This is a genomic window from Paraliobacillus sp. X-1268 (assembly GCF_003426095.1).
GTDB classification, from domain to species: domain Bacteria; phylum Bacillota; class Bacilli; order Bacillales; family Amphibacillaceae; genus Paraliobacillus_A; species Paraliobacillus_A zengyii.
In genome coordinates this window covers 51,435-64,033 of record NZ_QJSK01000017.1, presented here as the reverse complement: position 1 = coordinate 64,033, position 12,599 = coordinate 51,435, and the positions used below count along the sequence as shown (strand labels likewise).

Annotated in this window: 14 protein-coding genes and 1 rRNA gene; 11 read left to right on the top strand and 4 right to left on the bottom strand. The window is 33.8% G+C overall.

What is annotated here, in order from left to right; all coding sequences use genetic code 11:
* Nucleotides 1-180 precede the first annotated feature (180 nt).
* Nucleotides 181-296: ribosomal RNA gene (gene rrf / locus D2K62_RS15015) — 5S ribosomal RNA — on the top strand.
* Nucleotides 297-471: 175 nt separating this feature from the next.
* On the opposite strand, the gene D2K62_RS15010 is transcribed toward rrf, so the two are convergent.
* Entirely contained in the window at nucleotides 472-1,728 is a 1,257-nt protein-coding gene (locus tag D2K62_RS15010; protein ID WP_112181684.1) for a BaiN/RdsA family NAD(P)/FAD-dependent oxidoreductase, read from the bottom strand.
* Between the two features lie 310 nt (nucleotides 1,729-2,038).
* On the opposite strand from D2K62_RS15010, the gene D2K62_RS15005 reads away from it, so the two are divergent.
* Nucleotides 2,039-3,673, top strand: coding sequence for a putative polysaccharide biosynthesis protein (locus D2K62_RS15005; protein ID WP_112181683.1), 1,635 nt, complete (start codon nucleotides 2,039-2,041; stop codon nucleotides 3,671-3,673).
* An 11-nt stretch (nucleotides 3,674-3,684) separates the two neighbouring features.
* Nucleotides 3,685-4,407: a pseudouridine synthase gene (locus D2K62_RS15000; RefSeq protein ID WP_112181682.1), complete on the top strand. Its 723-nt coding sequence runs from the start codon at nucleotides 3,685-3,687 to the stop codon at nucleotides 4,405-4,407.
* Between the two features lie 68 nt (nucleotides 4,408-4,475).
* Here D2K62_RS15000 and D2K62_RS14995 read toward each other — a convergent pair whose 3' ends face one another.
* Nucleotides 4,476-4,694: an HTH domain-containing protein gene (locus tag D2K62_RS14995; protein WP_112181681.1), complete on the bottom strand. Its 219-nt coding sequence runs from the start codon at nucleotides 4,692-4,694 to the stop codon at nucleotides 4,476-4,478.
* Nucleotides 4,695-4,861: 167 nt separating this feature from the next.
* Here D2K62_RS14995 and D2K62_RS14990 point away from each other — a divergent pair, with 167 nt between their 5' ends.
* The 4 genes from D2K62_RS14990 (at nucleotide 4,862) to D2K62_RS14975 (ending at nucleotide 8,290) form a co-directional block, all read left to right on the top strand.
* Entirely contained in the window at nucleotides 4,862-5,872 is a 1,011-nt protein-coding gene (locus D2K62_RS14990; protein WP_112181680.1) for an ion channel, read from the top strand.
* Nucleotides 5,873-5,890: 18 nt separating this feature from the next.
* Nucleotides 5,891-6,451, top strand: coding sequence for an RNA 2',3'-cyclic phosphodiesterase (gene thpR / locus D2K62_RS14985; RefSeq protein ID WP_112181679.1), 561 nt, complete (start codon nucleotides 5,891-5,893; stop codon nucleotides 6,449-6,451).
* Between the two features lie 12 nt (nucleotides 6,452-6,463).
* Nucleotides 6,464-7,384 (top strand): nuclease-related domain-containing protein, encoded by a 921-nt coding sequence (locus D2K62_RS14980; protein WP_117161672.1) that lies wholly within the window; start codon nucleotides 6,464-6,466, stop codon nucleotides 7,382-7,384.
* A gap of 96 nt (nucleotides 7,385-7,480) precedes the next feature.
* The gene (locus tag D2K62_RS14975) at nucleotides 7,481-8,290 is read left to right on the top strand and encodes a phosphotransferase family protein (RefSeq protein WP_232828026.1); all 810 of its coding nucleotides are present in this window, start codon (nucleotides 7,481-7,483) and stop codon (nucleotides 8,288-8,290) included.
* Here the strand turns inward: D2K62_RS14975 and D2K62_RS14970 are convergent.
* Nucleotides 8,274-8,558, bottom strand: a complete 285-nt coding sequence (locus D2K62_RS14970; protein ID WP_112181677.1) for a YtzH-like family protein — start codon at nucleotides 8,556-8,558, stop codon at nucleotides 8,274-8,276. The genes D2K62_RS14975 and D2K62_RS14970 overlap by 17 nt on opposite strands.
* A gap of 92 nt (nucleotides 8,559-8,650) precedes the next feature.
* Here D2K62_RS14970 and trmB point away from each other — a divergent pair, with 92 nt between their 5' ends.
* Entirely contained in the window at nucleotides 8,651-9,286 is a 636-nt protein-coding gene (gene trmB, locus D2K62_RS14965) for a tRNA (guanosine(46)-N7)-methyltransferase TrmB (protein WP_117161670.1), read from the top strand.
* Nucleotides 9,287-9,343: 57 nt separating this feature from the next.
* Here the strand turns inward: trmB and D2K62_RS14960 are convergent, their stop codons facing one another.
* The gene (locus D2K62_RS14960) at nucleotides 9,344-9,655 is read right to left on the bottom strand and encodes a PepSY domain-containing protein (protein WP_112181675.1); all 312 of its coding nucleotides are present in this window, start codon (nucleotides 9,653-9,655) and stop codon (nucleotides 9,344-9,346) included.
* Between the two features lie 146 nt (nucleotides 9,656-9,801).
* On the opposite strand from D2K62_RS14960, the gene D2K62_RS14955 reads away from it, so the two are divergent.
* The 3 genes from D2K62_RS14955 to D2K62_RS14945 all read left to right on the top strand — a co-directional run bounded on the left by D2K62_RS14955 (nucleotide 9,802) and on the right by D2K62_RS14945 (nucleotide 12,101).
* On the top strand, nucleotides 9,802-10,869 hold the full coding sequence (locus tag D2K62_RS14955) for a M42 family metallopeptidase (protein WP_112181674.1): 1,068 nt from the start codon (nucleotides 9,802-9,804) through the stop codon (nucleotides 10,867-10,869).
* Nucleotides 10,870-10,941: 72 nt separating this feature from the next.
* Nucleotides 10,942-11,457 (top strand): DUF84 family protein, encoded by a 516-nt coding sequence (locus D2K62_RS14950; RefSeq protein WP_117161669.1) that lies wholly within the window; start codon nucleotides 10,942-10,944, stop codon nucleotides 11,455-11,457.
* Nucleotides 11,458-11,585: 128 nt separating this feature from the next.
* Complete coding sequence (locus tag D2K62_RS14945) at nucleotides 11,586-12,101, top strand: hypothetical protein (RefSeq protein ID WP_112181672.1); 516 nt, start codon at nucleotides 11,586-11,588, stop codon at nucleotides 12,099-12,101.
* Nucleotides 12,102-12,599: the final 498 nt, after the last annotated feature.

Below are 12,599 nucleotides of genomic sequence, written 5' to 3'. Positions count from 1 at the left end.
CAGTGGATGGAATGAATTGACTGAGATAAAGGAATCACGATGAACGTAAGTGAATCGATGATGACTTATCGTAGGGAAATTGATGAAGCCACCCAGTTGCTGGACGCTGGAGCTGGATTGATATATGTTGTTTTGTTGTAATTCTTATCTAGTTTTGAAGGTACACTATCTTCAAAATGGTTTAGTGACAATAGCGAAGAGGTCACACCTGTTCCCATGCCGAACACAGCAGTTAAGCTCTTCAGCGCTCATGGTAGTTGGGGCTTTGCCCCTGCGAGAGTAGGACGTCGCTAAGCCAGATATAAAACATCTATTACTTTATTGTAATGGGTGTTTTTTTGTTTTGAAATAAATGTATTGAGAATGTAAAAAAACATCAAAAAAATGCAAGCTCCTATACTTTCGTTAACTAAAAAATAACCAAAGGTCAAGAAGTTGCATTATATATGATTCGAAAGCTATTGTTTATAATTAGATAGATTCCCATGCTGCATGCATACCAGCAACTCTACCTGTCACAAGAGCAGAAGTGATATTATAACCACCCGTGTAACCATGAATGTCCAAGATTTCACCACAAAAATATAACCCATGCATAATTTTGGACTGCATCGTATTTGGTACTATTTCTTTAATAGAAACACCACCACCAGTTACAAATGCTTTTTCAATTGGTTGGCTATCATATATTTGGATTTGAAAATATTTTAGATCGTGTACAAATGAAATTATCTTTTCCCGGGAAATATTGGCCCCTTTTATATCAGATTCAATATCATTTTTAGAAAGTAAATAATCCAAGTATCTCTCTGGTACAATCCCTTTTAAAATATTCCGGACAGATTTTTTTGAGTTATCATTTAAATCAGAGGATATTTGATCTATTATTTTTTCTTCCTTCTGATCAGGTAAAGCATCAATTTCCATTATTACGTTTGTCGCTCCTTTTTTTAATTCTTTCACAACATATTGTGAACAACGCAAAACAGCGGGACCTGAGACACCAAAATGTGTGAAGAGCATGTCCATACGATGTGTAATAATCTTTTTACCTTTTGGGTTTAAGACTGATAAATTAATATCGCGTAATGCTAATCCTTGAAGGAGTTTTTCTTTTATGAAAGTTTCATTCGAAAGTAGTGGAACTTCGGTTGGATATAGATCTGTGATGGTATGTCCAGCCTCTTCAGCCCATTTGTAACCATCCCCAGTTGAACCTGTATATGGCACTGCTTTTCCTCCTACAGCAATTACGACGCTTTTAGATTGTATCTTTTCTCCAGTTTCTAGTGTGATTGTATGTGCTTCATCACCATATTCAACAGAAAAGACAGGAGTATTTTTCTTTACCGTAACTTTCAAGTCATCTAATTGTTTTAACAAAGAATTTACGACATCCTTAGCAGAATTGCTCACAGGAAACATACGACCATGATCTTCCTCTTTTAAAGGCACATCAAGGTTCTCAAAATAATCAATAATATCATAGTTATTAAAAACTGAAAAAGCACTATATAAAAAACGTCCATTACCTGGAATATGTTTAATTAATTCGTCTTGAGGTAATCTGTTTGTTACATTGCAGCGTCCTCCACCAGATATTGCAAGTTTTTTACCTAATTTGCTACCTTTATCAATTAATAGGGTTGTAGCACCATTTTCTGCTGCAGCAATAGCTGCCATTAAGCCAGAAGGCCCCCCTCCAATTACAGTAACATGGTATGTCATATCATTCATCCTTTCTCCGAATAACTCGTTCTAGGTGTGTATTTCTATCTATTTTAACTAACTTACCCCGGTGAACCGCTACGTATGACTCCTATTTCAAATAGTAAGTAAAACAAAACGAAGCTGTGTGAAACCACCACTGATAAGAAGTTTTAATTTATGTAAGAACATACTTCATATTAGCTGATATAGTGACATTTGTGAACCTCCATTATTATTCGAAATTAAAATTTAGTGTCAAATACTATCAGATTTTTGTATCTATGATAAAATAGTAACATTCGATTATATAAGAAATTAAGGTGAAGTCATGTCAAAGTCAACTATATTACGTGGAACAATATTATTAACAGCTGCCACATTCTTTTCAAAACTTATTGGAATGATCTATACAATTCCGTTTGAAAGCTTGGTAGGACCTGCTGGTGGTCAACTATATAGTCTTGCATATGTACCATATAGTATATTTATTAGCTTATCTACAGTGGGAATACCATTGGCAGTTTCAAAATTTGTTTCTAAGTACAATTCATTAGGCGATTACCAAACAAGTCGAAGGATGTATAAGCTCGGTTTACGCTTTATGGCAGTAATGGGTATAATCGCATTCTTAGTGATGTTTTTTGGTGCGGAAATATTAGCAAAAATATCACTTTCTAAGGACTCAGAAGTAACAGTAGCAGATGCTACATCTGTTATCAAGATGATAAGTTTTGCTTTAATAATAATACCTGCGATGAGTATCACTAGGGGCTTTTTTCAAGGGCATCAATCAATGGGCCCAACTGCTATTTCTCAAGTTATAGAGCAAATTGTACGAATTGTTTTTTTATTAGGAGCTGTATTTATCATTATAGAAGTAATAGGTGGAACTACTGCTACAGCTGTAGGCTTTGCAACATTTTCTGCCTTCATTGGTGCAATCGCATCTGCGCTTGTTTTATTCTGGTATTGGAAGAGAAGAAAACCTTACTTAGATAAGGAAATGAGCCAGCAAGTAAAAACATATGATATTTCTACAAAAGATCTATTTAAAGAATTATTTCGTTATGCAGGACCATTTGTATTAGTTGGGCTTGCAATTCCTCTATATCAACAAATTGATTTAATAATGATAGACCGAACGCTTTCATCGCTTGATTTTGATGAATTAGTACGAAGTAATGCTATTGCTACAATAACATTGTACGGGCATAAAATCGTTATGATACCAATAACATTGGCTACTGGTTTATCTTTAGCAACATTACCCGTATTAACAAAATCATTTGTAGATAATAAGAAAGGTGAAGTGTTTAAACAAATTAATCAATCATTGCAAATTATAATGTTATTGATTTTGCCAGCTGTAGTCGGTATGTCTTTCTTGGGTAATGAGATATGGGGAGCTTTCTATGGTGTAAGTAAATTTATTGAATTAAATGGATCACTATTAAGCTGGTATGCTCCTGTGGCCTTGTTTTTTGCTCTTTTTACGGTCACCGCCTCTATTTTACAAGGTATTAATCAACAGAATTATGCAGTTATTAGTTTGACGGCAGGTATTATTCTGAAAGTATTACTAACTATTCCCTTCCTACATCTTATGGGTGCAAAAGGTGCTGTAATTGCAACGTTGGTTGCATCGCTTGGAACAGTTATCTTAAATATGTGGCGTATAAAAGGTTCGATTCAATTTCCACTTCGTCAACTTATTAAGCGTAGCATGCTCATATCTATTTTTACGGTAGTTATGGCTATTATTGTTTTAATTAGTAAATGGATTCTTAGTTTTTGGATTACTTATCAAGATGGAAGACTAGAAAATGTTTTTATATTATTTGTTACGGTAACAGCTGGGGGATTTGTTTATTTATGGCTTAGCTATCAATCAACATTATTAGAACGTGTTTTAGGTGGGAGAATACGAGTTATCGATAAATTTAAGAGAAGAAAACATTCATAAAGGAGTTAGTTATGCGAATTGATAAATTATTAGCAAATATGGGATATGGTAGTCGAAAAGAAGTAAAACAGATATTAAAAAAAGGTAGCGTAAATCAGAACGATATCGTAATAAAAGATGGCAAGAAACAAGTAGATCCTGAAAAAGATACTATCACTGTATTTGGTGAACAAGTTATTTATAAACCTTTTGTCTATTTTATGCTTCATAAACCAGCTGGTGTTATTACAGCAACAGAGGATAGTCGTGAATCAACTGTTATCGATTTATTAGAAGCCGATGATTTAGTTCTTGAGCCATTTCCTGTAGGAAGGTTAGATAAAGATACAGAAGGATTATTACTGATAACAAATGATGGAAAACTTGCGCATCAGTTGTTATCGCCTAAGAAAGAGGTAGGTAAGACTTATTATGCCATTATTGAAGGGAAAGTAACGGAAGACGATGTTGAAGCATTTGCTGAGGGAGTAACGTTGGATGATGGATATTTAACGAAGCCTGCTATCTTAACAATTTTAAAAAGTGATACAGAATCTGAAATACATGTTACGATTACAGAAGGGAAGTTTCATCAAATAAAACGAATGTTTGAAGCAGTTGATAAATATGTTACATATTTAAAACGAATTTCAATGGGAGATTGGCAATTAGATAACGATTTAGATAAAGGGGAATATCGGGAATTGTCAGTAGAAGAGTTGGAATATTTGCAGTCGTTAACAGTAAAAAAGTAGAATTATTCTAAACAAAAAAATAAGCTGACATATAATATAGTCAGCATTTTCAATATAATGATAAAGTTTTACGAAATCTTGACTTTCTTTTTCGTTACTTTCCATCTCCCCCGGTTAGGACTTGTCACAAGGCCATTATACTCCAATACATTGAGGTCTCGTTGAACTGTACGATCAGTGATACCGAATTCTTCGGCAATCTCTGTAGTCGTAACAGGTCCGTTATCTCTAATAAATAGGTAGACAGCCTTTACTCGTGTCAGCATTCGGGTTGTTGAATGATTCAAAAAACCACTCCTTAATGATATCATTAGACTTGTGGTGAACCTGAACCTTGAATATATTATAGTTGTATTTTACACCTTTTGATTTAAAAATGCTAGTATTTCAAAATGAATTTACAAACAATTTAGAAAACAGGACGAACAATTTTTTAAAGAGAGGGGATGAATAGGTGTTTATCATAAAGAAAATCATGCGAAAAATGATTCATATTAGTAATGTTACACTATTAATAGCTAGTGTGGGCTTAGTCCTATTCGCTTCAATATTAATTGTCCTAGTTGAGAAAGAAACTTTTCCAACTTTTATCGATGGATTTTGGTGGGTAATGACAACAGTAACAACAGTCGGTTATGGTGACTACTTTCCTGTAACACTTGGAGGACGATCGGTTGCTTTATTTCTTTACATATTTGGAATAGGTATCATTGGAGTTGCGATAGGAAAAGTTGTTGATGGTTTAGCTATTTTCCGTAGAAAAAAAGAAGAGGGTGATATTGTGTACAATGATAGCAATCACTATATTATTATTGGATGGTCACAAAAAGCAAAATTTGCTATTAAAGAAATGTTAGATACAGCCGAGAAGATCGAAATTGTTATCATAGATGATTTAGATAAAGCACCAATCTTAGCAGAAAATATTCATTATATTAGGGGCCAAGCATCTGAAAGTGAAACTTTAATGAAAGCGAATATATCAAAAGCAAAAGCTGTGTTAATATTTGCTGATGATACGATAAATAATGACCAATTAGCAGATGGTAAAACACTATTAATTGCCTCAGCAATAGAATCATTTGCACCTGATGTCCATACGATTGTTGAAGTAATGGAAGAAGAACATATTAAAAGTTTTGAATTTATGAAAGTTGATGAGTTTATTATATCGAACGAAACTATTTCATCATTATTTGTACGTTCAGCATTTCGTAATGGAATTTCGAATGTATATGGACAGTTACTAAGAAGAAAATATGGAGATGATTTATATTTTGTACCATTGTTACCTGAATGGAAAATATACCGGGATGCATTTGATGCATTATTAAAACAAGGGGCTACATTGATTGCAGATCGTGATAACTTGGGTGTTAACCGGATGCTAGATCACGATATTCCAGCTGAAGCTGAATTGTATGTTATTTGTGATCGAGCAACAATAGCGAAGATTATTCGTTAAAAGGAGTTTGAATCATATATGACAACTAACGCACATTATTTTTTTGCTGTTCCTTTGCCATATGAAATAAAGAAATGGCTGTATAAGCAACAAAAAGAACTTCAAGGCCAAAAAAATATTGCTTATCATAATTGGACAGCAGTTGAAGATTTTCATATTACATTATCATTTCTAGGCCCTATAAATGAAAAAGCTAAAGACGAATTAATTAAATCCATGGAAAAGGTAAGTCTATCTAATTTTGAATTAATAATTGGAGATTTAGGTTGGTTTGGTTTGAATAGTAAACCTCGAGTATTATGGATTGATGTTAAGAAATCACCATCTTTACTAATGTTACAGAAACAAGTTTCTACCATCGCAAAACAAAATGGTTTCAAACAGGAGAGTCGAGCTTATTTTCCACATATTACTATAGCTAAAAAATGGCGTACTGGTACAATTGAAGAAAAACAACTTGAAGAATTGCAAACAGTGATGTCTGAACAAAAAACAGTCAAAGTTGATCATTTTGTTTTATATAAAATTAATCTAGATCTTATACCAAGATATCAAATTGTGAGCGAATTTAAGCTGTGATGGGGTGAAGTAGTGGCACAATTAATTAAATTAGAAAATTACATATCAAGATATCAAAGAGATACCTTTCATTATCCAGGACAGTTTATCCGGTTAAAACAAGAAAATTGGCGTAAGCTTGTTCAAACATGGGAATATCAATTAGAACAACCAACTTCTGATAATGAAATAGAAGAACTAGATGATAACACTAACTTTTCGAAATGGAAGAGTTTTTTTCAAAGAAGAGAGCAATTCGATGATGATTTACTAAGTGATGAACAAGAGGATATTTTACCGAAATCCAAAACAGATTTGAAACAATATTATTTAGATACTTTATTACCATTTCAATTAAAATGGGCTTCTACAACTATTAATCAGATGTCTTTTTTAGATCGTGCTTATCATGATGATTTAATCTTAAAATATTTTTTACAACGATTTCCTGATACATTTTTATTATTATATCACCCAGTATTTCAACTAAAAAATGCAACATTAGATGGAGATATTATATTAATAACGCCAGTAGGAATTGATATTATACATTTAGTGGAAAAAGGTACAACAGAACGTATAGTTGCCGGAGATGACCGAACGTGGTATACCGAAGAAAATAATATTCAAAGTCGTTTTTTAAGTCCAATGCTTTCTTTAAAGCGAACGGAGAAGATTGTGAGAAGTATTTTATCTGCAAGTGATGTGAGCTTTCCGATAAAAAAAATAGTCTTATCCAGAACAAATAATATTGATTTTTTTACGGAACCATACTTAACAAATTATATAGGGAAAGAACAACATGAGGAGTGGTTGAGTGAAAGAAGAAATTTTGTTTCACCATTAAAACACAACCAATTGAAAGTAGCTGAAGCAATCTTACAATATTGCGATACAGCTGCGGTTAGAAGACCTGAGTGGGATATTAAAGAGTCTGATGATTTTTCAACTTAATCATTCCAAAATTTTTTGCTTGATATTTTACCCCTTTATGCGTTAATCTATGTTTACCGTCTTTTTTTGAACGTGCAAAGAAAAAGTGAAAGTTTGATGGAATGGAAGGTGAAAGACGTGCAAGATATTCTTGGTGAAGAATGGATAATCGCATCGGCTGGTGGATCATCTGGTGAAGCCTATTATGCGCAAAATAAGAATAAACGTCTTTTTTTAAAGCGTAATTCATCTCCTTTTCTAGCTGTTTTATCGGCTCAAGGAATCGTACCTAAATTGGTATGGACAAAACGTTTGGAAAATGGTGATGTTATTACTGCTCAGGATTGGTTGGAAGGTAAAGAATTAAATCCAGAGGAAATGCAACATCCAACAGTAGCAAACTTATTGAGTACAATTCATTATTCTACTGAATTATTAGATATGTTAACCAGAATGGGGAAAAAACCGATAGATCCTAAACAGCTTTTACAGGATACAAAGAGCCAATTTACAAATCAACAAGAGACAATTATACCTGTTGTTATACACCAAGCATTTAAGTATTTAGAGGATAAACTTGATCATATGTACGGTGTAAAGCAAATGGTTTGTCATTGTGATCTAAATCATAATAATTGGTTATTATCTGATCTTGGCCAGTTATATTTAATTGATTGGGATAATGCAGAAATTGGAGATGCTGCGATTGATTTAGGTATGCTTCTACATTGGTATATTCCTGAATCAGATTGGGATAGTTGGTTAGAAAACTATGGTGTTGAAAATAATGAGGAGCTTATTACACGTATGCATTGGTATATGATGCTTGAAGTAATTTCTAGTTATAATCAGCATCAAAAAGAAGCCGCTCAACGACTACAAGAGTTGAAGCGACTATTAGATAGAGCGCTTAGCTATAAGAAGTAGGGATATTTTGAAGCCAATTTTTAATATTTGTTTGATTTGTCGTTATATGTTGTTCAAGATTTTGGGCGATTTCTCCTTGGTGTCCGTAATTATATATTTCAGGTAACAGCTGAGTCAAACGTTGGTCATCTACTGCTTGATTTGCCATTAGAGATTGGACAAGTCTTTTTATTTGTTGGCATTCAGCTATACTACCTGTTGCATCTTCTGCCTGTTCACTAAGCAAATCAACTAAAACATTCAATTGATCGTAGGTATTTAATGCCATTAATTATCCACCACCTTTACGTGTATTTTTCACATAGACATGTGAAATATACTAATAAATACGAAATAATTATTTAAAAGGAGAAACACAGCATGCGTGCAAGATATAAACCGTGGGCACTAGACTTTTTAAAAGAAAACGAGAAATTTGTCAATTTAAATCCGAGTGAATGGAAAAATAAATGGGAAACTGTATTCCAAAATAACCATCCTTTACATTTAGAAATTGGTACTGGAAAAGGTCAATTTTTAATGGGTATGGCAAAACAATTTTCAAATACGAATTTTATCGGGATAGAAGTAGTTGAAAGTATTTTAGTAAGTGCAGTGCAAAAAGCGGTGGAAACTAACCCTGAAAACGTCTGCTTTATTAATGAAGATGCGAAAGACTTAAGGACAATGTTTGGAGATAATGAAATAGATAAGATCTATTTAAATTTTTCAGATCCATGGCCTAAAGCACGTCATGCTAAGCGTCGCTTAACACATGAGTCATTTTTAGAACAATATAAGCAAGTATTGAAAACGGGTGGCGAGATTGTTTTAAAAACGGATAATAGACAATTGTTTGATTACTCAGTTGAAAGTTTCTCTCAGTTTGGGATGAAAATAGAAGAAGTTTTATTAGATTTACATGAAGTAAAGGACCAAACCAATGTTATGACAGAATACGAAGAGAAGTTTTCTTCAAAAGGACAACCTATCTATCGATGTCGTGCCCAATTTTAATAAAAAACAGAGACAATGGCTAAATCCATTGTCTCTGTTTTTTATTTATAGTAAGTATTATGTTGTTTGTGTAACTTCAATGATTGAACCTGTCTTCGCATCTACGTAAAACTCAAATTGCTTGTTCGTACTATCTATTGTTCGTGTAATACCACCACGGTACACAGTATAGTTTAAATCATTCTTGTTAAAGGATTCAGGTTTCATATAGATCCACGATCCACTAACAGGCCCGTGTTGTTTAAAAGCCTCTTTAGCCCGCTTTAACGCGTTCTCAGGTTTTATTGGTTGCTTGTCTAGTTGATCTTTAACCATAAAACCTACTAGTGCTCCTATTCCTGCTGCATATGCTACTGGTTTCCAATTCATCTTATTTCACCTCGTGTGTTAAATTTAATACTAGTATAACTGATTTAGTTCTATTTAGAAAACCATGACTTTACGAAAAAGTGGTAATGGCTAAATAAATTAGATACAATATAGGTAGTTTAATGAATATCTGGGAGGTCATACATATGAATAAAGAGACAAAACAATTATTTCGTACATTGACAGAATTACAAGGTGCAGCTGGAAATGAACAATTTGTACGCAAGTTTATGCGTGACGAGTTAGACAAATATGCCGATGAGCTTATCCAAGATAATCTTGGTGGTGTATTTGGTGTGAAAAAAGGTAAGGGACCGAAAGTTATGGTTGCAGGCCATATGGATGAAGTAGGTTTCATGATTACCCAAATCACCAAAAACGGTATGTTGCGTTTTCAGCCTTTAGGTGGTTGGTGGTCACAGGTATTATTAGCACAGCGGGTACAGATTATGACTGATAGAGGACCAATTACAGGTGTGATAGGTTCTATTCCACCACATAATTTAACACCAGAACAGCGAAAAAAACCAATGGATCAAAAAAATATGTTAATTGACATTGGTGCAGATGATGAAGAAGATGCGAAAAAGATTGGAATTAAACCTGGTCAACAAGTAGTGCCTATTACGCCGTTTACACCAATGGCAAATGAAAAGAAAATTTTAGCGAAAGCTTGGGATAATCGATATGGCTGTGGATTAGCCATTGAATTATTGAAGGAATTACAAGGGATTGAAATCCCGAATCAGTTATACTCTGGAGCAACTGTTCAAGAAGAAGTTGGATTGAGAGGTGCACAAGTTGCAGCTAACATGATTAAACCTGACATTTTTTATGCATTAGATGCCTCGCCAGCAAATGATATGTCTGGTGACGATAAAGAGTTTGGACAGCTAGGAAAAGGAGCATTGCTTCGCATTTTTGACCGTTCTATGATCACACATCGTGGTATGCGAGAGTTCGTGCTAGATACAGCAGAGTCAAATAAAATACCATATCAGTATTTTATTTCTCAAGGAGGAACAGATGCAGGACGTGTTCATCTATCCAATGAAGGAGTTCCATCTGCTGTTGTTGGGATAGCCTCTCGTTACATCCATACGCATGCGTCAATTATACATGTTGATGATTATGCAGCAGCGAAGGCATTGATCGTTGAATTAGTAAAAAATACAGATAATAACACTGTTGAACAAATTCGTAATAATAGTTAACAAAAGGTGAGGGTTGCTTCTGGCCCCTCACCTTTTCTATTATATTTGATGAATAAAAGGAGAAATGCCAAAATGACAATCGTAATAGCCTCTAAAAATCCAACAAAAGTTAATGCAGTAAAGGAAGTCTTTATAAATCAACTAGTTCATGCTAAAGATATTCCCTCACACGTTTCTAATCAGCCCTTATCAGATCAGGAGACTCTAACTGGTGCATTAAATCGAGCGAGACAAGCTGTTAAAGTAGATGAAGCAATAATAGGTATTGGTTTAGAAGGTGGCGTAATGGAGATTGAAAACAATATGTATCTTTGCAATTGGGGAGCATTAGTAGATCGTAATGGTGCTGAATTTATTGCAAGTGGTGCTAGAATACCATTACCAGAAGAAATAATAAGTGCATTAAAAGAAGGTAAAGAACTTGGAGATGTAATGGATTTTTATGCGCAAAAGAAAAACGTTAGAAAAAAGCAAGGTGCTATTGGAATTCTTACAAATGATTTAGTAAGTAGAAAAGATATGTTTATTCACGTATTAGAGCTTTTAAATGGACAATACAGTTTATATTTAAAAAATAAAGGTGAATAAACTTCATATGACTAACTAAAAATATTGACGAATTTGTGAAATTTAAATCCATTCTTGTAAAATCTCGAATTCATAGTATATTATTAGAATAGGTATTAGAACTATAATAAGCAGGAGGAAGATACGAAATGAGAAAGATCATGGGACTATCAATGTCGTTGCCATTAATTAGTCTACTTTTTCTTAGTGCTTGCGCTCCTACAGAAGATGAAGCGCTTGAATTAACTGAATCAGCAGCAAGGACAGTTTTTGAGGATAACATAATAGAACCAAATAATACGTTAGATAATTTTTCTTTATATCTTCCTAGTGATTATGAGATTATTGAAGAATCTCAAAGTAATCTCCTTTTAGAATCTGATGATCAAACGTTTATTCTTTTTTATAATGCGTTAGAAGATACGACAAGTGAATTGAATTATCAAGCTGCAGAAGCAAATGGAAATAATGCATTGTTACAGTCTTTTGAGGATGAAGAACGTTTTGCTTTTGTACGAGTGTCAGAGAGAGAAGATCAATATGAGCTACAAGTTGGTGTAGGTGGAGTTAAAGTAACGACGCAGACATCAATTCGTCAACTTGAAGATGATACAATTGAAATGATGCAAATGGCAACATCGATAGCCTATACTAATCAAGAGTAAAAACCACAGGATATTCTTCAACATGAAGAACATCCTGTGGTTTTTAATAAAAGCTATTTTTTGTAAGGTTGTTTTAAAATACCAATAAACTATTACGTACCCTTCCTCGCGTTAGAATTATCATCAACTGCGACATAACTTATAAAATTATTACGCTCTGAATATCCACTACACTTTCCGCAGGCACGTCTTCAGCTAACTTCTTAAAGAAAAAGCACTTTACGAAGTGGATCTTCAGATCGCGCTGTTCCTGCAGGAGTGTCGCCAATTTCACTTGATCCGCTAGTAAGGAGAAATAAACAACAATATTCACTATGAAGAATTAGGTTATCTAGGGAATGAAGCAAGTGGGTTCCCTTTCTGTGGCACATCCTTAATTTCCATTGGTAATGAAAAAAACTTTACCGATTAGATCTTCGGCTTGTGGTACTGCAATTCAATTACTCATCCCATCGAAAACATGTGCTGTTGTTCCCACTATAGTGTCATTATTCCATA

Bases quoted from the DNA above. Each gene is read 5' to 3' on its own strand.
- D2K62_RS15010 (WP_112181684.1), bottom strand. From the start codon at position 1,728: ATGACATACCATGTTACTGTAATTGGAGGGGGGCCTTCTGGCTTAATG.
- D2K62_RS14975 (WP_232828026.1), top strand. From the start codon at position 7,481: ATGGAATGGAAGGTGAAAGACGTGCAAGATATTCTTGGTGAAGAATGG.
- D2K62_RS15000 (WP_112181682.1), top strand. From the start codon at position 3,685: ATGCGAATTGATAAATTATTAGCAAATATGGGATATGGTAGTCGAAAA.
- D2K62_RS14955 (WP_112181674.1), top strand. From the start codon at position 9,802: ATGAATAAAGAGACAAAACAATTATTTCGTACATTGACAGAATTACAA.
- D2K62_RS15005 (WP_112181683.1), top strand. From the start codon at position 2,039: ATGTCAAAGTCAACTATATTACGTGGAACAATATTATTAACAGCTGCC.
- D2K62_RS14945 (WP_112181672.1), top strand. From the start codon at position 11,586: ATGAGAAAGATCATGGGACTATCAATGTCGTTGCCATTAATTAGTCTA.
- D2K62_RS14950 (WP_117161669.1), top strand. From the start codon at position 10,942: ATGACAATCGTAATAGCCTCTAAAAATCCAACAAAAGTTAATGCAGTA.
- trmB (WP_117161670.1), top strand. From the start codon at position 8,651: ATGCGTGCAAGATATAAACCGTGGGCACTAGACTTTTTAAAAGAAAAC.
- D2K62_RS14970 (WP_112181677.1), bottom strand. From the start codon at position 8,558: ATGGCATTAAATACCTACGATCAATTGAATGTTTTAGTTGATTTGCTT.
- D2K62_RS14960 (WP_112181675.1), bottom strand. From the start codon at position 9,655: ATGAATTGGAAACCAGTAGCATATGCAGCAGGAATAGGAGCACTAGTA.
- thpR (WP_112181679.1), top strand. From the start codon at position 5,891: ATGACAACTAACGCACATTATTTTTTTGCTGTTCCTTTGCCATATGAA.